Source organism: Nocardiopsis sp. NPDC055879, from assembly GCF_053615935.1.
Window position 1 is genome coordinate 208,915 of the sequence record NZ_JBSHCT010000009.1, and the last position, 20,576, is coordinate 229,490.

20 protein-coding genes are annotated in these 20,576 nt (G+C 70.8%); 9 read left to right on the top strand and 11 right to left on the bottom strand.

The genetic code is table 11. From position 1 onward, the window contains the following. Nucleotides 1-58 precede the first annotated feature (58 nt). Complete coding sequence (locus ACWGKS_RS13100; protein WP_452522680.1) at nucleotides 59-1,483, top strand: acyl-CoA synthetase; 1,425 nt, start codon at nucleotides 59-61, stop codon at nucleotides 1,481-1,483. Nucleotides 1,484-1,492: 9 nt separating this feature from the next. On the opposite strand, the gene ACWGKS_RS13105 is transcribed toward ACWGKS_RS13100, so the two are convergent. Then, nucleotides 1,493-2,257, bottom strand: coding sequence for an enoyl-CoA hydratase/isomerase family protein (locus ACWGKS_RS13105; RefSeq protein WP_452455608.1), 765 nt, complete (start codon nucleotides 2,255-2,257; stop codon nucleotides 1,493-1,495). A 132-nt stretch (nucleotides 2,258-2,389) separates the two neighbouring features. Here ACWGKS_RS13105 and ACWGKS_RS13110 point away from each other — a divergent pair, with 132 nt between their 5' ends. Both ACWGKS_RS13110 and ACWGKS_RS13115 read left to right on the top strand, forming a co-directional pair. Further along, nucleotides 2,390-2,797, top strand: coding sequence for a nuclear transport factor 2 family protein (locus ACWGKS_RS13110; RefSeq protein ID WP_358514626.1), 408 nt, complete (start codon nucleotides 2,390-2,392; stop codon nucleotides 2,795-2,797). 171 nt (nucleotides 2,798-2,968) lie between these two features. After that, the gene (locus ACWGKS_RS13115) at nucleotides 2,969-4,210 is read left to right on the top strand and encodes a cytochrome P450 (protein ID WP_452522683.1); all 1,242 of its coding nucleotides are present in this window, start codon (nucleotides 2,969-2,971) and stop codon (nucleotides 4,208-4,210) included. A 46-nt stretch (nucleotides 4,211-4,256) separates the two neighbouring features. On the opposite strand, the gene ACWGKS_RS13120 is transcribed toward ACWGKS_RS13115, so the two are convergent. The 6 genes from ACWGKS_RS13120 to ACWGKS_RS13145 all read right to left on the bottom strand — a co-directional run bounded on the left by ACWGKS_RS13120 (nucleotide 4,257) and on the right by ACWGKS_RS13145 (nucleotide 10,146). Beyond that, nucleotides 4,257-5,453 carry a cytochrome P450 gene (locus ACWGKS_RS13120; protein WP_358516246.1) on the bottom strand — a complete coding sequence of 399 codons (1,197 nt, stop codon included), beginning with the start codon at nucleotides 5,451-5,453 and terminating at the stop codon, nucleotides 4,257-4,259. Nucleotides 5,454-5,530: 77 nt separating this feature from the next. Beyond that, nucleotides 5,531-6,157 carry a GTP-binding protein gene (locus ACWGKS_RS13125; RefSeq protein ID WP_452455606.1) on the bottom strand — a complete coding sequence of 209 codons (627 nt, stop codon included), beginning with the start codon at nucleotides 6,155-6,157 and terminating at the stop codon, nucleotides 5,531-5,533. Further along, entirely contained in the window at nucleotides 6,138-6,500 is a 363-nt protein-coding gene (locus ACWGKS_RS13130; protein ID WP_358516237.1) for a DUF742 domain-containing protein, read from the bottom strand. The genes ACWGKS_RS13125 and ACWGKS_RS13130 overlap by 20 nt, the downstream gene beginning before the upstream one ends. Then, a complete protein-coding gene (locus ACWGKS_RS13135; protein ID WP_358516240.1) occupies nucleotides 6,497-6,916 on the bottom strand; it encodes a roadblock/LC7 domain-containing protein in 420 nt (139 codons plus the stop codon). The genes ACWGKS_RS13130 and ACWGKS_RS13135 overlap by 4 nt, the downstream gene beginning before the upstream one ends. Nucleotides 6,917-7,017: 101 nt before the next feature. Continuing rightward, nucleotides 7,018-8,790 (bottom strand): sensor histidine kinase, encoded by a 1,773-nt coding sequence (locus ACWGKS_RS13140; protein ID WP_358516243.1) that lies wholly within the window; start codon nucleotides 8,788-8,790, stop codon nucleotides 7,018-7,020. 309 nt (nucleotides 8,791-9,099) lie between these two features. Further along, entirely contained in the window at nucleotides 9,100-10,146 is a 1,047-nt protein-coding gene (locus ACWGKS_RS13145; protein ID WP_358511389.1) for a LacI family DNA-binding transcriptional regulator, read from the bottom strand. Nucleotides 10,147-10,320: 174 nt separating this feature from the next. Between ACWGKS_RS13145 and ACWGKS_RS13150 the strand changes: the two genes are divergently transcribed. The 4 genes from ACWGKS_RS13150 to ACWGKS_RS13165 all read left to right on the top strand — a co-directional run bounded on the left by ACWGKS_RS13150 (nucleotide 10,321) and on the right by ACWGKS_RS13165 (nucleotide 15,423). Next, nucleotides 10,321-12,162: a glycoside hydrolase family 2 protein gene (locus ACWGKS_RS13150; protein ID WP_358511392.1), complete on the top strand. Its 1,842-nt coding sequence runs from the start codon at nucleotides 10,321-10,323 to the stop codon at nucleotides 12,160-12,162. A gap of 63 nt (nucleotides 12,163-12,225) precedes the next feature. After that, the gene (locus ACWGKS_RS13155) at nucleotides 12,226-13,569 is read left to right on the top strand and encodes an extracellular solute-binding protein (RefSeq protein ID WP_452522687.1); all 1,344 of its coding nucleotides are present in this window, start codon (nucleotides 12,226-12,228) and stop codon (nucleotides 13,567-13,569) included. Continuing rightward, entirely contained in the window at nucleotides 13,569-14,516 is a 948-nt protein-coding gene (locus tag ACWGKS_RS13160; protein WP_358511398.1) for a carbohydrate ABC transporter permease, read from the top strand. The genes ACWGKS_RS13155 and ACWGKS_RS13160 overlap by 1 nt, the downstream gene beginning before the upstream one ends. A gap of 1 nt (nucleotide 14,517) precedes the next feature. Beyond that, a complete protein-coding gene (locus ACWGKS_RS13165; protein WP_358511401.1) occupies nucleotides 14,518-15,423 on the top strand; it encodes a carbohydrate ABC transporter permease in 906 nt (301 codons plus the stop codon). Between the two features lie 47 nt (nucleotides 15,424-15,470). Here ACWGKS_RS13165 and ACWGKS_RS13170 read toward each other — a convergent pair whose 3' ends face one another. Beyond that, entirely contained in the window at nucleotides 15,471-15,986 is a 516-nt protein-coding gene (locus ACWGKS_RS13170; protein WP_358511404.1) for an ArsR/SmtB family transcription factor, read from the bottom strand. A gap of 223 nt (nucleotides 15,987-16,209) precedes the next feature. Between ACWGKS_RS13170 and ACWGKS_RS13175 the strand changes: the two genes are divergently transcribed. Both ACWGKS_RS13175 and ACWGKS_RS13180 read left to right on the top strand, forming a co-directional pair. Continuing rightward, complete coding sequence (locus ACWGKS_RS13175) at nucleotides 16,210-16,707, top strand: DUF7144 family membrane protein (RefSeq protein WP_358511406.1); 498 nt, start codon at nucleotides 16,210-16,212, stop codon at nucleotides 16,705-16,707. Nucleotides 16,708-16,824: 117 nt separating this feature from the next. Continuing rightward, nucleotides 16,825-17,940, top strand: coding sequence for a hypothetical protein (locus ACWGKS_RS13180; protein ID WP_358511408.1), 1,116 nt, complete (start codon nucleotides 16,825-16,827; stop codon nucleotides 17,938-17,940). Nucleotides 17,941-17,973: 33 nt separating this feature from the next. On the opposite strand, the gene ACWGKS_RS13185 is transcribed toward ACWGKS_RS13180, so the two are convergent. The 3 genes from ACWGKS_RS13185 to ACWGKS_RS13195 form a co-directional block, all read right to left on the bottom strand. Next, nucleotides 17,974-18,420 carry a carboxymuconolactone decarboxylase family protein gene (locus ACWGKS_RS13185; RefSeq protein WP_358511410.1) on the bottom strand — a complete coding sequence of 149 codons (447 nt, stop codon included), beginning with the start codon at nucleotides 18,418-18,420 and terminating at the stop codon, nucleotides 17,974-17,976. 123 nt (nucleotides 18,421-18,543) lie between these two features. Next, nucleotides 18,544-19,233 (bottom strand): response regulator transcription factor, encoded by a 690-nt coding sequence (locus ACWGKS_RS13190; RefSeq protein ID WP_358511412.1) that lies wholly within the window; start codon nucleotides 19,231-19,233, stop codon nucleotides 18,544-18,546. Then, the gene (locus ACWGKS_RS13195; RefSeq protein WP_358511414.1) at nucleotides 19,233-20,540 is read right to left on the bottom strand and encodes a sensor histidine kinase; all 1,308 of its coding nucleotides are present in this window, start codon (nucleotides 20,538-20,540) and stop codon (nucleotides 19,233-19,235) included. The genes ACWGKS_RS13190 and ACWGKS_RS13195 overlap by 1 nt, the downstream gene beginning before the upstream one ends. Nucleotides 20,541-20,576: the final 36 nt, after the last annotated feature.

Genomic DNA, 20,576 nt, shown 5'->3' on the forward strand with positions numbered 1-20,576 from the left:
ACCGCGCGATGGTATAGGGATGGTTCCGGCACACCGTCCACCACGAAGGGACCAGCCCGTGTTCCCCCTCGTCACAGCTCCCGTCGACCGACCCGCCCTCCGGTTCGGCGACCACCGTCTCACCTACCGGGAACTGGCCGGGGCCGCTTCCCGACTCGCGGCCGACCTGCCCGACGGCCGGGTCGCGGTGTGGGCGACCCCGTCACCGCACACCTGCGTGGCCGTGACCGCGGCGGTCCTGGCCGGGGTCCCGGTCGTCCCGCTCAACCCTCGATCCGGGGAACGGGAGCTGCGGCACGTGATCGACGACAGCCGACCCGAACTCCTGCTCGCTCCGCCCGGCGTCGCGCTCCCCCAGGCCTTGGCCGATCTCCCCGTGCGCGAGGTCGACGCCTCCGCCGACCCGGTCACTCCCCCGCTCGTACGCGAGGTGGACCCCGAGTCCATCGCGTTGGTCGTCTACACCTCCGGTACCACCGGCCCGCCCAAGGGGGCGCTGATCTCCCGCCGCGCGATCCTGGCCGGCCTCGACGCGCTCGCCGACGCCTGGGCGTGGACGGAACGGGACGTGCTCGTGCACGGTCTGCCGCTCTTCCACGTGCACGGCCTCGTCCTGGGCGTGTTCGGGCCCCTGTACCTGGGTGGTTCCCTGCACCACCTGGGTCGATTCGAACCCGAAGCGGTCCGTCGAGGTCTGGAGGGCGAGGGCACGCTCCTGTTCGGGGTGCCGACCATGTACCACCGCCTGGCCGAGGCGGTGCGGGACGATCCGTCCCTGGCTCGGGCGTTGGCCGGGGCCCGCCTGCTGGTGTCGGGTTCGGCCGCGCTCCCGTTGCCCGACCACGAACGCCTCACCGCCGCCACCGGACATCGGGTCGTCGAGCGCTACGGGATGACCGAGACCCTGATGAACACCAGTGTCCGCCTCGACCACCCGCCGTGCCCGGGCGCGGTCGGTACCCCGTTGGACGGGGTGGAACTGCGTCTGGTCGGCGACGACGGGGCCGCGCTCCCCGCGGGCGAGGAGGTCGGTGAGGTGCAGGTGCGCGGCGCCAACCTGTTCAGTGGGTACCTGAACCGTCCCGAGGCCACCGCCGAGGCGATGACCGACGACGGTTGGTTCCGAACCGGGGACATGGCCACCGTCGACTCCCGGGGTCTGGTCCGGTTGGTGGGACGCAAGAGCACCGATCTGATCAAGAGCGGTGGCTACAAGATCGGCGCCGGGGAGATCGAGAACGTGCTGCTGGCGCACCCCGGGGTGGCCGAGGCCGCCGTCACCGGCGAGCCCGACCCCGACCTGGGCGAGCGGGTCGTGGCGTGGATCGTTCCCAGGGGTGCGCAGGCGCCCACCCTGGCGGAGCTGGCCGACCTGGTGGCCGCGCAACTGGCCCCGCACAAGCGCCCGCGACGCCTCCACGTGCTGGAAGCGCTGCCCCGCAACGACATGGGCAAGATCCTCAAACGCGCCCTGGGTTCCTGAACCGTCGGCTCACTCCCCCGTGAAGACGGGGTCGGTGCGGTCCAGGGACGCGGTGACACCCGCCTCGTTGTCCTTCGTGGACATCAGACGGGCCTGTTCGACGATCTCGCGCTCCAGCGCGGAGGGCAGGGCCGCCAGCAGGTTCGCGCGCATGGTGGCCTTCATGGAGCGCACCGCCAACGGCGCCGACGCGGCGATCCGGTGCGCGTGCTCCAGGGCCCCGGCGCGGACCGCCCCGTCCTCGACCAGGTGGTCGGCCAGGCCGATGGCGTGCGCTTCCTCCCCCGGGATCCGACGGGCGGTGTAGAACATGTCGGCGGCCTTCTGGGCGCCCACGATGCGCGGCAGCGACACGGTCAGCCCGAAACCCTGGTGCAGTCCCAGCCGACCGAAGTTGGCGTGGAAGCGGGTGCCGGGCGAGGCCACCCGGAAGTCCGCCGAGCAGGCCAGCCCGAGCCCACCGCCGACCGCGGCGCCCTGGACGGCGGCGATCACCGGGACCGGCAGCGAGTACAGACGCAGGCCCTGCCCGTAGATGGCGCTGAGGGTGTCCACGGGGTTGTTTCCGACACCGCCCGCAGCGAAGTCCACCCCCGCGCAGAAGTTCCTGCCCTCGGAGCACAACACCAACGCCCGACATCCGTCCGCCGCCAGTTCCTCGGCGGTGTCGGCAAGCTCGGTGAGCACGTCCAGGGAGAAGTGGTTGTGCGGTGGTCGGTGGATCTCCAGTACCCCGACGTGGTCGTCGACGCGCGCGGACAACTCCTCGCTCATGGGAGTGCCTTTCTCTTGGACGGGGCCGGTCGAGGGCGAACGGCGACGAGGTTACCGGGCGGTCGCGACCGGGCCGCCCGCGGCCCGGTTGATAACCTCCCACGCACATGTTCGTTCGACCATCGGAGCACCGTGCATCCCTTCAGGAAGGCCGTCGAGGCCGGCGACCACGAAGCCATCCGCGCCCTGCTCGCCGAGGACGTGGTCTTCACCAGTCCCGTCGCCTTCAAGCCCTATCCCGGGCGCTCCATCACCGCCGCGATCCTGCGCGGGGTCGACCGTGTCTTCAGCGACTTCCGCTACGTCCGGGAGATCGCCGACGCCGACGGCCGTGACCACGCCCTGGTGTTCGAGGCCAAGGTCGGAGACCGGTGGATCAACGGCTGCGACTTCCTGCACGTGAACGAGGAGGGCCTCATCGACGACCTCGTCGTCATGGTCCGCCCACTGTCCGCGGCCACCGCCCTGGCCGAGGCCATGGGAGCCCAGTTCGAAAGGATCGCCCAGGAGGCCGCCGAGGAGGCGACCGGGCAGGCATGACCCCACGCGTCACGCTCTCGGCCGACCGAATCCCGCGCGTCCACCCGCATTCCGGACATTCCAAAGGCGGACGTATCACGCATTTCGCCTGGATATAACGCTGGGCTCTGGTCTACCGCGACGCTCCTACCTACTGTGGTCGCTCGGCCCACCTCCAGGAGCGTGATCGTTGTGACCACAACCCGCAAGGTCCCGGACCTGCTCTCCCCCGAGTTCGCCGCCGACCCCTACGCGGCCTATCGGATGATGCGTGAGGACGCCCCGTTGCTGTGGCACGAGGCCACCGGGAGCTACGTCGTCTCCCGGTACGAGGACGTGCGTCGGGCGTTCAAGAACGACGTCTTCTCCACCGAGAACTACGCCTGGCAACTGGAACCCGTGCACGGGCGCACCATCTTGCAACTGGACGGCCGTGAACACGCCGTGCGGCGGGCCCTGGTGGCCCCCGCCTTCCGCGGCAAGGACCTGCGCGAACGCTTCCTTCCGGTGATCGAGCACAACAGCCGAAGGCTGATCGACCGGTTCCGCCACCGCGGCCGGGTGGACCTGGTGTCGGAGTACGCGACCCGGTTCCCGATCAACGTCATCGTGGACATGCTCGGCCTGGACCAGGACGACCACGACCGCTTCCACGACTGGTACACCGCGATCATCGCCTTCCTCGGCAACCTGAGCCAGGACCCGGAGGTGACCGCGGCGGGGCTGCGCACACACGACGAACTCGCCGACCACCTCATCCCGATCATCCAACGCAGACGCGAGGAACCCGGCGACGACCTGCTGTCGCGGCTGTGCCAGGCCGAGGTGGACGGCACCCGGATGACCGACGAGGAGATCAAGGCGTTCTGCAGCCTGCTGCTGGCCGCGGGCGGCGAGACCACCGACAAGGCACTGGCGAGCCTCTTCGCGAACCTGCTGGACCACCCCGAACAGCTCGCCGCGGTGCGCGATGACCGGTCGTTGATCCCGAGGGCCTTCGCCGAGTCCCTGCGCTACACCCCGCCGGTGCAGATGATCATGCGCCAACCCGCCGAGGACGTGGAGATCGGCGGCGCCACCGTGCCCGCCGGGTCCACGATCACCTGCCTGATCGGTGCGGCCAACCGCGACCCGGACCGGTTCGCCGACCCCGACACCTTCGACGTGTTCCGCGCCGAGCTCGCCGACACCACGTCCTTCTCGGCGGCGGCCGAACACCTGTCCTTCGCCCTGGGCCGACACTTCTGCGTCGGGGCGCTGTTGGCCGAGGCAGAGGTGCGGGTCGGGGTGAACGACCTGCTGGACGCGATGCCCGACGTTCGCCTGGCCCCGGGCGCCGAACCGGCGGAAGAAGGGCTGTTCACCCGCGGCCTGCGAGACCTGCCACTGGAGTTCACCCCCTCCGGGGTGCCCTCGCCACGTCGGGGCGGCTGAACGCGTACCCGGGGCGGGGGACGCTCCCCGCCCCGGGTCGGCCGGGTCAGCGGCCGGAACCGATGATGGGACTGAATCGGGCCGGTAGGTCGTACAGGCCGCGCATCCACACCGAGGGCCGCCACCGCAGCTGTTCGGGCGGCACCGCCATGCGCACGTCCGGCAGCCGGTCCAGGAGGGCCTCCACCGCGGTGCGGGCGATGACCTCCGCGACCCTGGGCGCGGGGAACGGACAACCATGTTCGCCGTGCCCGAACGACATCTGGGCCCGGTTGGAGACGTGGATGCTCAGGTCCCCGGTGTTGAGCCGGGGGTCGGCGTTGGCTGCGGCCATCCCCATCACCAACAGATCACCCCGCTGGATCCGACGTCCACCCAGGTCACAGGCCTGTACCGCCCAACGGCCGATGAAGTTCTGCGTCGGGGTGTTCTTCCACAGCACCTCGTTGAGCGCCTCGTCGGCACTGCTGCGCCCGCCCTGCAGGGTCAGGGAGAAGTCGTCGTCCAGGAGCATCAGCCGCAGCGTGTTGCCGATCCAGTTGCCGGTGGGCGCCTGCGCGGCCGACATGATCACGAGCAGGTCCATGAGGACCTCGTCGTCGGTGAGCCCCGCCGGATGGGTCAGCAACCGGGACGGGACGTCCTTGCGCGGGTGCGCGCGCCGTTGGGCGACGACCCGCCGCATCCGCTCCTGGAGCCGCTGGTGTGCTCCGGCCGCCTCCGCGGTGACGTCCAGGGAGAGCAGGTTGTCCCGCACCATCTCGGGGACCTCCTGCGCGGGGATGCCGTACAGGCGGGCGATCACCCCGGCCGGAATCTGGTGGGCGTACTGGCTGACCAGGTCGGCCTCGCCGTCCCCGGCGAAGCGGTCGATGAGCCCGTCGGCGACCTGGTTGCACACGGCGTGCAGGTCGGCCCGGTCCACGGCGTCCAACGCGTCGCCGATGGCCCCCGCCCGCCGCCGGTGATCGGCGCCCTCGGCGAACATCACCGACGGGGTCCACATCACGTAGGGCAGCAACGGCCAATCGCCGCCGACGCGGTCCCACTGGTTCCAACGACGACAGTCTCGGGCGAACCACTCGGGGTGGCCGGTCACATGGTGCAGTTCCCGGTAACCCAGGACGAACCACGCGGGCACGTCCCCGTCCAGCAGGATGGGCGCGACGGGGCCGAAGCGACGCCGCATCTCCTCGTAGAGCGAGAGCGGGTCACGGGCGATGTCGGGCCCGTAGAAGCGCATGGCGTGGGCGTGGTCGGGCGAATGGGGCACGGAACCCGTCGTCGTGGTGACGTTGGTCCGAAACCCCGCGCTGTCGTTCACGGCGTCTCCTTCAGGGCGGACCGGGCCCGCTCCATCGAGGCCAGGTGGTGGACGAGGGTGATCAGGACGTCGCGGCCGGACTCACGGCGGCGGGCGTCGCACTCCAGCAAGGGCACGTCGTCGGACAGGTCCAGGGCGCCGCGCACCCGTTCCAGGTCGGGGCCGGGGCCGAAACGGTTGACCGCGACGATGAACGGCGTGCCGTGGTGTTCGAGCCGGTCGATCGCGTACCAGGAGTCCTCCACCCGCGTGGTGTCGACGAGGACGACCGCGCCGAGGCTGCCGATGAACAACTGTTCCCACAGGAACCAGAAGCGCTTCTGGCCGGGCGCGCCGAACAGGTAGAGGACCCGGGTGGCGTCGACGGTGATGCGGCCGAAGTCGAAGGCGGCGGTCGTGGTGCGTTTGTCGCGGACCCCGCGCAGGTCGTCGACCTCGGCGCCGGCCTGTGTCATGACCTCCTCGGTGCTCAGCGGACGCATCTCGCTGACCGCTCCGACCATGGTCGTTTTGCCCACGCCGAAGCCCCCGACGATCACGATCTTGAGGGCGTTGCCGATCGTGGCGGCCAGGGGGGTTCGGCCCGGTGCGGGCGTGATCCGCTCAGAGGCGTTGGAGGGCAAGGAGCACCTGCTTCAGCGTGTCGGGGTCGTGCCGGGGCCCTTCCTGAGAGGTGGAGGGTACGTGGTGCCGAACGGTCACGGCCCCCGTGTCGAGCAGGTCGACCAGGAGGACCCGGACGACGCTGACGGGGAGCCCGAGCTCGGCGGACAGCTCCACCACCGCGATCGGACGCGGGCACAACCGCAGGATGTCGGCGTGTTCGGACTGCATGTCGGCGGCGGGTTCGGACTCGGCGACGATGAGCGCGACGGAGTCGAGGGAGGATTCGTCGGTGCCGCCACGGCCACCCGTGACCGTGTACAGCCGGTCCGGCGCCTCCTTGCCGGCGGGTTCGGGACTCATCGCTTCAGGTCCCTCTCGTAGGGCCTCCGTCGGGGAGGCACTGCGACGTGGTGGCCGATCTGGTCGACGAGTTCGTTCATCCGGCGGGCGACCACGCCGACGTCGGCCTCGGTTCCGGTGACCACGGCCAGGTGGGCGCCCTCACCGGCCCCGACGATCAGCAGGAGTCCACCGCCGTATTCGAGCATGGCCTGTCCGGCGCCGGTGGCGTCGCCGAACTCGGCGGAGGCGCTCAGGGACAGGCTCTGGATGCCCGCGGATATCGCGGCGAGTTGGTCGGCCCGGTCCACGTCGAGTTCTCGGGTGTGGCACATCTTGAGTCCGTCCCGGGAGAGCACCAGGACGTGGTGGACACCGGTGGTCCCGCTGCGCAGGTTCTCCAGCATCCAGTCGAGACTGGAGTCGGTCGTGGTCATCGGGTTGTCGGGGCGGCCCCGGAACGACGTGCGTCCCGGTGCCCCTCCCTCCGTTCCTGTTCGGTCGCTTGTCTGCCGGTGGTGTGCGGTGGGAGCCGTGGTCAGGCGCCGCCATCGGGGTGGTGTTCGTCGTCGGTTCCGGCGTCCCGGAAGGCGGAGAAGCGGGTGGGCAGGCCCCCGCGTGAGAGGTTCCCGCCCCGGTTCCGGTCGGGGTAGAGCTGTTCGGGGTTCTCCCTGACCGCTTCGGCCAGGGTGAGTCCACGGTGCCGTTGGGGCAGTTCGAAGTGCTGCTCTTCGGTCTTCTCGGTCTTCTCGGTGTTCGAGGCGTCCTTGCCCTCGTGGCCGGGTCGTTCCCCGGTCGGAGCCTGGGAGCCGCGGGCGCCGTCGCGTCGGGGCAGGGGCGGTCGGGGGTCCCGGGGTGTGGACCGGACAGGCGGCGGTTCCGTGCCGGGCTGGGGTCCGGCCGCGGAGTGGGCCGGAGCCGGACGGGTGGGGGCGGGCACCGAGACCTGGGACCCGGTCTCGCTCAGGCGCGGTACGGGCCGAGAGCGCCGCGACTCGGTCAGCAGGTTCGGCGGGATGAGGACGACGACGCCGATACCACCGCGGGCGGAGGGTCGCAGACTGACCCGCAGCCCGTACCGGTCGGCCAGGCGTCCGACGACGGCCAGCCCCACGCGCCCCGAGGGCACGGTGGACAGGTCGCGGGGTTCGGTCAGCAGGCTCTCGGCCACCGCCCTCTCACGGTGACGCAGACCCATGCCGCTGTCCTCGACCGTGATGGTGACGCCGTTGTCGCCCTCCTCCGCGTAGACGTGCACCTCGGTGCCCAGGGCGGAGAAGTTCGCGGCGTTGTCCATGAGCTCGGCCAACGCCTGCATCACGCCCTCGGCCGCGTAGCCGACCACGGCGACGCTGCTGCTGGTGTAGTGCAGGCGGACCCGGCGGTAGGCGGTGATGCGGCCCATGGCCCCGCGCAGGATGCTCTCCATGACGATGGGGCGGGTCCAGCGGCGGCCGGATCGGCCCTTGGCGAGGGTGACCACCCGGTCGGCCAGGCGTCCGGTTCGGGAGACGTTGTGGTCGACCTCCAGCAGGTCCGCGAAGATGTCGCCGCGATCCCCATAGCGTTCCTGGAGTTCTCGCAGCTGGGCGAGCAGCGTGGTCAGGTGCGCCTGGATGCGCGCCCCGCACTCGGAGGTCGTGATCATCGCACGCTCGGCGCGCCGGTCACCGGCCAACATCCGTTGGAGGACGCGTCCGCGCAGGTGGGCGACGGGCGGGTGGACCGGCGGCAGCTCCTGCTGGAGGACCTCCTCCGCGGTGGGCAGGTCCTCATCGATGCGCAGCCGCATGAGGGGGATGCCGACGTCGGCCAGGGCGGCGATCTGCTCCTCGATCTCGGCGCGGGCCATGCGCTCCTGGGTCGACCGGCTCTCGGCCGAGGCGATCCGCGCGGTGACGGCGTGCGTGAGCCGATCGACGGCGGGGTGGGAGGGCCTGGGATGTTCGGACAACACGTCCTGGGGTGAGCGGTCCTCGCGGACGGCGTGGGCGAGCGCGGGCAGGAGCACGTCCACCACCCACCCGGTCTCCTCCTCCAGCGTGCGAGCGCCGGCGCCGATCCGGCCGGCGTGGGCACGGGTGTTGCGCGCGACCGCCGCCTGATGGGCGGCCGTGGCCACCGCGGCGCACAGGAGGAACGCGGCCAGGCCCCCGGCGAGCCCGACGGTGGTCCGGATCTCCACCGGGCTCTCGATCACCGCCCACGACCAGGTCGGTGCGGTGATCGCGGCGGCGATCAGGAGTGCGACGAGAGCCTGTTGGCCGGGGCGCGGGTGATTGCGTTTCCGGTCGGACAGGTGTGCTGCCATGAATGGGTTCCTCGCGGCGTGGGTCCGGGGTGGAGGAGTCGTGGCCCTCACCCGAAAGAGGGCACGGGACACATCCCTGCGACCCGGAAAGGGAATTCTCCGGGCCGGTTCGATTTCACGGTAGACCACCCGGGGATGGTGCGTGGAGTTTCTCGCAACACCACCCGACGACCTGCGCTTACGGTGTCATTCCAGACCGGATTCAATCCATGAAAAGGACAGAAAGCCCCCTTTTCCGGCATTCCAGAAAAGAGGGCACGCGAAGGTTTCTCTCCCCTGATTCCTCAAGGAACGAGGGTTCGTCGGCGGTCAGCCGGCGGCGGAGCTGCTTTCCCGGATGAGGAGCGTGTGCTCGACGACGACCCTCTCCGGTCGCCGGGGCTCTCCGGGGTCGTCGGTGGAAGCGCCGCGACGGGCCGTCACCGCCGCCACCAACAGACGCACCGCCTCGCCGGCCAGGGTCGACTTGTCCGGGGCGATGGTGGTCAGGCTGGGCACGGCGTACCGCCCGGGGGCGATGTCGTCGAACCCGACCACCGCCACGTCCTCGGGGACCCGGACCCCGGCGTCGTGCAGGGCCCGCATCGCGCCCAGCGCGAGCAGGTCGTTCATGCACAGGAGCGCGTCGGGCGGCCGGGGGCCGGCGATGAGCTCGGCGGCGAGTTCGGCCCCGTCCGACCAGTGGAAGGCCTCGGCCGGTCGCACCAGCGCGGGGTCGAGGGACATACCGCGGGCCTCCAGCGCCTCCCGGTGGCCCCGGGTTCGCAGCTCCGCGGTTCCGGCCGGGCCCGGTGGGCGCCCGCCCACCACCGCGATCCGGGTCCGTCCACCGTCGAGGAGGTGTTCGGTCGCCTCCCGGGCGGCGGCCACGTTGTCGATGGCGACGTGGTCGTGCCGGACCGCGTGCGGCACCTCGCCCAGGAGCACCACCGGCAGGCGGGATCCGTGGGCCTGGAGCGCGGCGTCGTCCATCGCGAGCGGGCTGAGGATCACCCCGTCGACGAAGTCGGCCCCGAACCCGTCGAGGGCGGACTCCTCCCTCTCGCGCCGGGCCTCGCTCTGGTGGACCAGGACGGTGCGCGAGCGGCGTTCGGCCTCACGGATGACCAGGTCGGCGAGCTCGGCGAAGTAGCCGAGGTCGAGTTCGGGCACGGCCAGCGCGATCACACCCGTCTCGCCGCGACGCAGGTGACGCCCGGCCAGGTTGACCCGGTACCCCAGTTCCTCGATGGCCGCCTCCACCGCGGCGCGCGTGGCGGGCCTGACGTGGGGATGGTCGTTGATGACGTTGGAAACCGTCTTCTCCGAGACCCCCGCTCGACGCGCGACGTCCTTGATGCGTGGCCTCGTACCCACGTCCACCTCCGTTCGACAGCACCCTGGACCGTACCGAACCCGCGTCCCACCCCGGTACGAAACCGGGATCGGCAGCCCTCTCGACCTCCGTTTCCGGGTATTTACATCGATGTAAAAGTATGCTCCCATATCCGTGACGCCAGTCACAGAGCCACCGCGCAGCAAGGAGAACCCGTGCCGACGCAGATCCAGCCGCCGCACGAGGAGGGGCCCACGGCCCCGCCCCGCCCCGAGTACCCCCGCCCGCAGTTCACCCGCCCCGACTGGCTGTGCCTGAACGGCGCCTGGGACTTCGAGGTCGACCGCGGGGACAGCGGTCTGGAACGCGGACTACGGGAGGCCGAACTCTCCGGCACCATCACCGTGCCCTTCTGCCCGGAGTCCGAGCTGTCCGGAGTGGGCGACACCGACTTCCTGGAGGCGGTCTGGTACCGGCGCACCGTCCGCGTCCCCGAGGCCTGGGCCGGCAAGCGCGCCCTGTTGCACTTCCAGGCCGTGGACCACGACACCACCGTGTGGGTCAACGGAGTGGAGGTGGCCCGCCACCGCGGCGGTTTCACCCCCTTCACCGCGGACCTGGCCGGGATCGCCGCTCCGGGCGAGGACGCCGTGATCGTCGTGCGCGCCCGCGACAGCAGGCACGGCCACCAGGCCCGCGGCAAGCAGGCCACCTGGTACGAGAACTCCGGCTGCCACTACACGCGCACCACCGGGATCTGGCAGACCGTGTGGATGGAACCGGTCCCCGACGCGCACCTGAGGCGCCCGCACATCACCCCCGACCTGGCCAACGGGGCCTTCCACGTGCGCCTGCCGTTGTCCCGGACCGGCCGTGGACTGCGGGTCCGCGCCACCCTCGAAGACGGGGACGGGGAGGTCGCCGTGGCCGAGGTCCGCGCCGACCTCGACGTCGCGCCCCGGGTGACGTTGACGGTCCCGGAGGAGCGACGACGCATCTGGGCTCCGCAGGACCCCCACCTGTACACCCTGCGTCTGGAGCTGCTCGACGCCGACGGCGAGGTCGTGGACCGGGCCGGATCGTACGCGGGCCTGCGCTCGGTCTCCATCGAGGGCAAGGCGATCCTGATCAACGGCCGCCGCGTCTTCCAACGGCTGGTTCTGGACCAGGGCTACTACCCCGACGGGCTGATGACCGCCCCCGACGACGCGGCGTTGGTGCGCGACATCGAACTGGGGCTGCGGGCCGGGTTCAACGGAGCCCGCCTGCACCAGAAGGTCTTCGAGGAGAGGTTCCTCTACCACGCGGACCGGCTCGGCTACCTCGTGTGGGGCGAGTTCGGCGACTGGGGGTGCGCGACCGAAGGCCCGGCCGCCCTCGACAACCAACGCCCGGACGCCTCCTACGTCACCCAGTGGCTGGAGGCCGTGGAGCGCGACCACTCCCACCCGAGCATCGTGGGCTGGTGCCCCCTCAACGAGACCTTCCAGCGGCTGCACGACCGCTTCACCGCGCTGGACGACGTCACCCGCGCGATGTTCCTCGCCACCAAGGCCATCGACCCCTCGCGTCCGGTGGTGGACGCCTCCGGCTACTCCCACCGCGTCCCCGAGACCGACGTCTACGACTCCCACAGCTACGAGCAGGACCCCGAGGCGTTCCGCGAACAGATGAGCGGGTCGGCCAAGGACGACCCCTACGTCAACCGTGGTGAGGACGGGCGCGAGTGGTCCGTGCCTTACCGCGGGCAGCCCTACTTCTGCAGCGAGTTCGGCGGGATCCGCTGGGATCCTGACACCGACGACGGCGGCGGGTCCTGGGGATACGGGGCCGGACCTCGCACCGTCGAGGAGTTCCACACCCGCTTCGAGGGGTTGACCGGCGTGCTGCTGGAGAACCCCGAGATGTTCGGTTACTGCTACACCCAGCTCACCGACGTGTTCCAGGAACGCAACGGCGTCTACCGGTTCGACCGGAGCGAGAAGCTCGACGTCGACCGGATCGCGACCGCGCAGCGTCGACCGGCCGCGTTCGAAAGCGACCCGCGAGACGACTGACCGTCCCCCGCTCCCCCTCTCCTCACCCTCTTCGACCCCCAGGACATCTCAAGGAGGCCGACGATGTCCCTCACCCCCCACAGACCGCCACCTCCGGCCGGTTCGGCTCCCCCACCCTCACGTCGCGGTGTGCTCCTGGGCGCGGGCGCCCTCGCCCTCGGCTCGGCCCTGGGAGCGACCGGCTGCTCCCCCGGTCCCGACGACGCCCGGGTGCGTTTCTGGAGCCTGTTCCAGGGCGGGGACGGCGCACGCGTGGAGACCATGTTGGAGGCGGTGCGCGAACAGGCGCCGCACCTGCGGGTCACCTCCAGCACCCTGGCGTGGGGGCCGCCGTACTACACCAAGCTTGCGGTGGCCTCGGTGGGCGGGCGCGCCCCCGAGACCGCCATCCTGCACATGTCCCGGTTGCCCGGGTACGCGCCCGGCGGCCTGCTGCAACCCTTCGACCTGGACCTCTTGGCCGAGTTCGGGGTCACCGCCGAGGACTTCGTACCCGACCTGTGGGATCGCTGCGTCCACGACGGCGCCACGTACGCGATCCCGATGGACACCCACCCGGTCGTCCTGTTCTACGACACCGAGATCGCCGAACGGGCCGGGGCGCTCGACGGCGACGGACACCTGATCGGGATGGACTCGCCGGAGGGTTTCGTGGAGGCCGCGCGGGCGCTGGCCGAGGCCGGCGGCGGCGATGGGGTCTCCTTCGGGCACGTCAACGACGACTCCCAGGGGTGGCGGCTGTTCTGGATGCTCTACAACCAGACCGGGGCCTCCCTGGAACTACCCGAGGGCGGGCCCGCCGGGCTCGACCACGAGGCGGCGCTGCGCGTGTTCGAGTTCCTCGCCGAGGCGTTCGACGGGCGGACCTCCGAACCCGGCCAGGACTATCCCACCGCCCTCGCGGCGTTCGCGTCCGGGCGTTCGGGGATGCTGATCTCCGGTGAGTGGGAGCTGCCCTACCTCATGGAGCACGTGGAGAACCTGGGGGCCGCGCCCTTCCCCACGGTGTTCGAGCAGCCGGGTTCCTACGCCGACTCGCACGCGTTCGTACTACCCCGCCAGAGTGACACGGACCCCGAGCGGACACGCGCCACCCACGAGTTCGTGGCGTTGATGGTGCGCAACAGCCTGACCTGGGGCGAGGCCGGGCACATCCCCGCCTACTCCCCGGTGGCCGAGTCCCCGGAGTACCAGGGGTTGTCGCCGCAGTCGGACTACGCGGTGGCCGGTGAGACCCCGGTGCTGGACCCCGAGGTGTGGTTCGCGGGCGCCGGTTCGCAGTTCCACACGGACGTGAGCCAGACCCTGCGCACCGCGCTCACCGGAAGTGGTCCCGAGGCGGCGGTGGAGGAACTCGGTCGCACGCTGGACTCCTGGGCCTCCCGTACCGACCCCGGAGGTGCCTGATGAGCGCCCTCACCGACTCCCCCGTCCGTTCCGAAACCGGCGCCGGGCCACCGCCGCCCCCGCCCGGTGCCCTGGCCCGCGCCCGGCGACGCTTCGCCGATTCGCCCCTGGTCTTCCTGGCGCCGTTCCTGCTGGTGTACGCGGTGTTCCTGGTCTGGCCGTTGCTGAGCGGCCTGTGGATGAGCTTCACCGACATCGCCCTCAACGGGGCGGGCGGCGCGTTCGTCGGCCTGGACAACTACGCCGAGGTCTTGGGCGACCCACTGGTGTGGCGGACCCTGGGCAACACCGTCCTGTTCACCCTCATCACCACGGTCCCCCTCGTGGTGGTCGCGTTGACCATGGCGGTCCTGGTGCACACGGGGCTGCCCGGGCAGTGGCTGTGGCGGCTGTCGTTCTTCCTGCCGTTCCTGCTGCCGGTGGCCACCGTGGGGCTGGTGTGGAAGTTCCTGTACGTGGAGGACTTCGGGCTGTTCAACAGCGTGCTGGGCCTGTTCGGGATGGAAGGGCTGGGCTGGCTGACCGACGAGGGCGTGGCGATGTGGTCGGTGGCCCTGACCACGGTGTGGTGGACGGTCGGGTTCAACTTCCTGCTGTACCTGGCCGCCCTGCAGTCGGTCCCCGACCACCTGTACGAGGCGGCGGCCCTGGACGGCGCGGGGGCGTGGGCCCGACTGTGGTTCGTCACCCTTCCCCGGTTGCGAGGCACCACGTTGGTCGTACTGCTGTTGCAGATGCTGGCCTCGCTGAAGGTCTTCGACCAGATCTACCTGCTGACCGGGGGCGGCCCGGGCGACTCGACACGCTCACTGCTGCTCTACATCTACGACGTGGGGTTCACCGGCTACCGGTTCGGATACGGCGCCGCCGTCTCCTACCTGTTCCTGGTGCTGGTCCTGGGCGTCGCCGCGTTCCAACTGTGGATCAGCGCGCGGAGGAGGGGCTGACATGGACATGCGGAGTGTTCGTTCGACGCGGCGGGCCGAGAGGGTCCGCGATCGGGCCCGACAGCGCGACCTGATCCTGGGTGGTGGACGCGGGCCGCGGGTCGTGGCCATGGCGGTGCTGGTGGTCCTCGCGGTGCTGTGGCTCCTCCCCATGGTGTGGTCGCTGATCACCTCGTTCAAGACCGAGGGCGACGCGGTGGCGTTGCCGCCGACCCTGGTCCCCGAGGGAGGGTTCACCTTCGAGCAGTACGCAAACCTGTTCGCGGCGGGCAACATCCAGATGTGGTTGTTCAACAGCCTGGTCATCGCCGTGCTGGTCACGCTGTTCACGATCGTGGTGGCGGCGCCGGCGGCGTTCGCGATGTCGCGGATGGACTTTCGGGGGCGCTGGGCGTTGATGGCCTTCACGATCGTGGCGATCGTGGTGCCGCCGCAGTTGCTGATCGTGCCACTGTTCCAGCAGATGGTGTCGTTGGACCTGGTCGACACCTACGCGGCGGTCATCCTGCCGCAGTTGGTGGCGCCGATCATCGTGTTCGTGTTGAAGCGGTTCTTCGACGCGGTACCACGCGAGCTGGACGAGGCGGCCCGCATGGACGGGGCGTCGTATTGGAGGCTGTTCACCTCGGTGATCCTGCCGCTGTCCCGGCCGATCCTCGCGGCGGTGTCGATCTTCGTGTTCATCACCGCCTGGAACAACTACCTGTGGCCCTTCATCGTCACGACCGACCCGGCCCTGATGACGCTGCCGGTGGGCATTCCGAACATCCTGGACTCCTACGGGACGTTCTACGCCTCCCAGTTGGCGGCCTCGATGGTCGCGGCGGCGCCGATGGTGGTCGTGTTCATGCTGTTCCAGCGACAGATCGTCAACAGCGTGGCCACGACGGGCATGGGCGGCCAGTAGCCGGTATAGGGAGCGCACCGGTCACCGAGCCTGGGCCGCCGTCGGGTTCAAAGGACACCCTTGGTGGCGACGAGGATCACCAGGAGCGGCACCAGACGATCGCCGGGAACGACGTAGTGGCCGCGGCGGCGGGTGGTGAGCCAACCGGCCGAGGCCAACTGGTTGACGTGGTGGTAGATCTGGCCGGTGGTGCCGAAGCCCTCTTGTTCCTTGAGTTCGGCGACGGTGGAGATCCCCGACCACACGGCCCGCAGGATGTTGAGCCGGACGGGGTTGCCCAAGGCGTCCAAGCCGGCGGCGAGGGAGGCCCAGTCGAGTTCGGCGAGCTTGTCGACGCCGAGGCCGTACTGCCATTCGACGGGTCCCTCCTCGGTTTCGAGGTGGCCCGCGTAGAACACCGATCCGCCTCGGGGCCCGTGCTCCTTGAGGGTCTCCAGAACCCGGAGGGTCTCGGTCGCGGAGGGCTCGCCCCTCGGTCCGGTGGCGGCCTCGGGACGCCGTTCCAGCTCGGCGACCCGTGCTTCCAGGTCGGCGAGGCGTTGCTCGGTGGATCTCTGGCTCACGCGCCCAGCCTACCGAAGGCTACGGGATTACGTAAGAACGAACTATGGGCTCGGACAGACCCGCCCGACTTTGCCCGATCCAGAGCAACCGGTTCCGTCCCCGTGACGGCGCGTATCCCATGATGAAGGGGCGGTCCAGGCAGCCGCTCGCCCCTTGTCCACCCGAGGTTTCGTCCCCAGCGGCCCGCCCACGGCCCGTCGAACGACCGGTAAGGAGCATCACATGCGCGCAGCCAACGGTTGGCGGTACTTCGTCTGCATCCTGCTCGTGGTCATCGGTGCCGTCAACCTCGTCCAAGGGCTCACCGCCTTCCTCACCCCCTCCTTCTTCCTGGCCCCCGAGTCACGGCTGCTGCTGTTGGAGTACGAGGGTTGGGGCCTGCTGTTCGGCGCCTGGGGCGTGCTGATGATCGCCGCCGGCGCGGCGGTGCTGACCGGCCACACCTGGGCGCGGGCCCTCGGCGCCTTCCTGGCCTCGGTGAACGCGCTCGCCCAACTGGTCTTCCTCATCGCCATGCCGCTGTGGTCGGCGATCGTGATCGCCATCGACATCCTGATCGTCTTCGGCCTCACGGCGGCGTGGCCGACCGCCGTCCGCGAGAGCGGCGCCACAGCCGTCTACCGGGCCGGGTACCGGGCGGCTCAGGAGAAACCCGCCACCACGCCCCGGCCCACCGCCTCCCCGGAACAGGACGGACCACGCCGCCGGTCCACGAACTGACCACACCCGACCTCCGCCCCGTTCCGCCTGTTCCGGAACGGGGCGGAGACCCCACCGACGAGGGGAACAACCTGTGGACGACCCTCCGGAGCGGGTCGGGAGAACTAGAATGGGGGCATGGCCTCCCCCCTCGACGGCGCTTGGGCGCCTCCTCCCTCCGTGTCCGCCGTGGTGATGACCCACCCCGACCGCGCCGAACGGGCCTCGCTGCTCGCCGAGCGGACCGGGCTGCCAAGGGCCGGGGTGGCGACCGACCCGGAACCGGACGGGCCGCCCACCGCCTTGCGCGCCGCCCGGGTGGCGTTCGGGGCCGCCGCGCTCCACCGCACCGATCACCACCTGGTGTTGCAGGACGACGCCCGTCTCGCCGACGGGTTCGCGGGCACCCTGGGGACCATCCTGGCCGCTCACCCCGGGTCACCGGTGTCGCTGTTCGTCGAGTGGGGCTCGCGCACCGCCGTCCTGGCCCGCTGGGCGGTGTTCACCGGGGCCGGCGCGGTCCCGGTGGTCAACCCCTACGCGCCCATCGTGGCGTTGGTCCTGCCACGGGGGCTCTCCGTGGAGCTGGCGCGCTTTTTGGAGGACACCGAGCTCTCCGGTGTGCCCGGGGATCGCGCGGTTCTACGCTTCATGCGCGAGCGCGGCCTCGCCCCGTTGGTCGCGGTGCCCAACCCGGTGGAACACGAGGACCATCCGAGCCTGGTCGGCAACGACACGCAGGGGCCTCGGAGGTCGGTCTGCTTCGCCCCCGGGCCGGTGCGCCACCGTGGTGGCGTCCTGGAACCCCCCAGGGCCCTGCCGTTCCTGCGCTGGAACCTCGGCACGCCGGTGTTGGTCGACCTGGACCACGACGTCCCCGAGGCGCACCGACCACTGGCCGCGGTCCTGGCCGGTTGGGGTACCTCGGAAGAGGACCTGGCCACGGCGTTGAAGGCACACCACGGTGGCCTGTCCGGGGTGATCCCGGAGCCGTACCTGACCTCGGTCTGGCACACCGCGGTGGCCGACGGCGCGATCCTTGAGGCCCGATGGCCCGGCACGGTGGCCGGGCTGCGCACCCGGCTGACCGAACCCCTGGTGGAGGGCGCCCTGGCCACCCTGGTCCCGGGCGCCCTGCGCACCTTCGTCGACGTCGACCGACTCGCCGAGCACCGGGCCCGGGTGGTGGAGATGACCCTGTCCGCCCTGGAGTACGGGGCAGGGCACTGCCGGGTCCCCGGCGAGGAACTCTGACCGCGAACCCCGACCGTCCCCACCCCCTGCCCATCAGCGCCTCTTGACGTGCAGCCGTCCGGTCACGGCCAGTCGGTTGTAGAGGTTGATCATCGCGATGGCGGACATCAGGGCGGCGAGTTCGGTCTCGTCGAAGTGCCCGGCCGCGGCGTCGTAGGTGGCGTCGGACACCCCGTGTTCGCCCATCTCGGTCATCTCGTCGGTGAGGGCGAAGGCGGCCCGCTCGCGGGGGGTGAAGATGTCACCCGCCTCGTACCAGGTGGGCACCAGGAAGAGGCGCTGCTGCGACTCGCCCTCCTTCAGTGCCCGCCGGGTGTGCAGGTCCACGCAGTAGGCGCAGCCGTTGAGCACCGAGGAACGCAGTTTGATCAGTTCGAGCACGGTGGTGTCGAGGTGTTCGGCCAGGAGCTGGTCGACCTCGTCGAGCTTCTTGTAGACCTGCGGGACCTTCTTCCCCCAGACCACACGGTTCTCGGCCACGGGCACTACCTCCTCGGTCGAACGTCTCGTCGAAGGCGATGCTATGTCCGGGGGCGCCCCCCGAACCGTGCACCCCACGCGGAATCGCCTCGACACACGGCGACACGGGGTGGTTCCTCCGGCTCAGTCGGGGCTCTGGGCGTCGTGGGTGAGCAACGCCAACTGGATCCTTCCGCTCAGGTCCAGCTTGGTCAGGGCGCTGGACACGTGCGCCTTGACCGTTCCCATCGACATGTACAGCCGATCGGCGATCTCGGCGTTGGACAACCCCGCCGTCACCGCCTCGGCGACCTCCCGTTCCCGGACGCTGAGCAGCTCCAGGCGCGCTCGGGCCCGTTCCCCGCGACGGGGCGCCTGGGCGCCTTCGGCCGGATCCTCCCCGGCCACCCGGTCCATCAGGGTGCGCGCGACACCGGGCGAGAGCACCGGTTCACCGGCGGCGGCCCTGCGCACCGCCTCCACGATCCGTTCCGGTTCGGTGTGTTTGAGCAGGTAGCCGGCGGCCCCGGCGCGCAGCGCCCGTACCACGGTGGCGTCGGCGTCGAAGGTGGTGAGGACGAGTACCTGCGGTCCGGTACCGTCGCCCGAACGCAGTTCCTCGGTGGCCGCGATCCCGTCCACCCCCGGCATGCGCACGTCCATCAGGACCACGTCGGGACGGTGTCCGGCGACCGCGGCGTGCACCTCGGCCCCGTCCGCGGCCTCGCCCACCACCGTGATGTCACCGTCTCCGGACAGCATCATGCGCAGTCCGGAGCGGACCAGGGGGTCGTCGTCCACGAGCAGGACGCGGATCGGGGAATCGGTCGCCACTAGGTCACCTTCCGAGGTTCGTTCTCCATGCCGTCACCGGGCCGCGCGGCCTCGGCCTCCTCCGTATGGGGCCCTGAGCCCTCGCCGGCCCCCGCCGCGGGCCAGGGCAGGGCCGCGACCAGGTGGAACCACCCGTTCTCCGGGCCGTGCTCCAGACGTCCGCCGTCCAGGCGTACCCGTTCGCCCAACCCCGCCAGCCCGACCCCGGCCCCCGGGAGCTCCAGCGCCACCAGGCCCATCGGCAACACGTTGCGCACCGCCACCTCCAGCCCGCGACCCGGCGCTCCGGTCACCGCGACCGCGACCCGCGCGCCGGGGGCGTGCTTGCGGGTGTTGGTGAGTCCCTCCTGCACGACCCGGTAGGCGGTCCGCTGCACCTGTTCGCGGGGCCGATCGCTCTCGGGAAGAGCGAGGTCGAACTCGACCCGCTCCCCGGCCTCGACCACCTCCCGGACCAACCGCGACAGGTCGTCCAGGCGCGGCTGCGGTGCGGAGCGGTCCTCCTCCGGTCCCTCCCCGACCAGGTCTCCCGAGCGCAACACGTCGAGGATGTCACCGAGTTCGTCCAGCACCCGGTGGGCGTTGTCGCGGATGACCCGCATCGCCGACCCCACCTCGGCGGGCTCCAGCGGTTCGGCCTCCCCCGTCTCGGCCCGTTCCGTGCGGTAGGCCAACGCCCCGGCGTGCACGGACAGCAGCGACATCCGGTGGGCGAGGACATCGTGCATCTCCCGCGCGATCCGGCGGCGTTCCTCCACCCGCGCCGAGATCAGACGTTCCTCGTGCATCTGTCGTTCGCGGCGCACGTCCTCGCGCAGACGTTCGACCAGGCTGCGCCGGGACCGGATCGCCGTGCCCCAGGCAAGGCAGGCACTGAGCATCACGACGATCGTCACCATGGTCACGATCGCGCCCGCGGGGTAGGGCGTGACCAGCAGCACCCAGGGCAGCGACAACACCACGGCCAACAGCGTGACCGCCGCGGCCTGCACGAAGGGCCGGTAGGCCGCGAGCGAGATCAGGGCGACGACCAGCGCGCCCACCGCCGACACCGAGAACACCGAGACCAGGGTGACGCACAGGGCCACTGTGAGGGGGTGCGAGCGTCGCAGCCACAGGCCGGCGCAGGAGAGTGGCAGGAAGGCCAGGTCCAGCCACAGCACCCAGTCCGGCACCCGGTCGACGGGGTGCAGGTCCCCGCCGTAGGAGGAGAAACCCGCCAGGCCGTAGAGCACGGCGAACGCGATCAGCAGGGCGTCCACGGCCACGTCGCGGCGGCTACGGCGACTTCGGTGGTCTGGTTCCACGCCTTGCCTCCTCCCCCATGTACCGCGGCCGTCCAC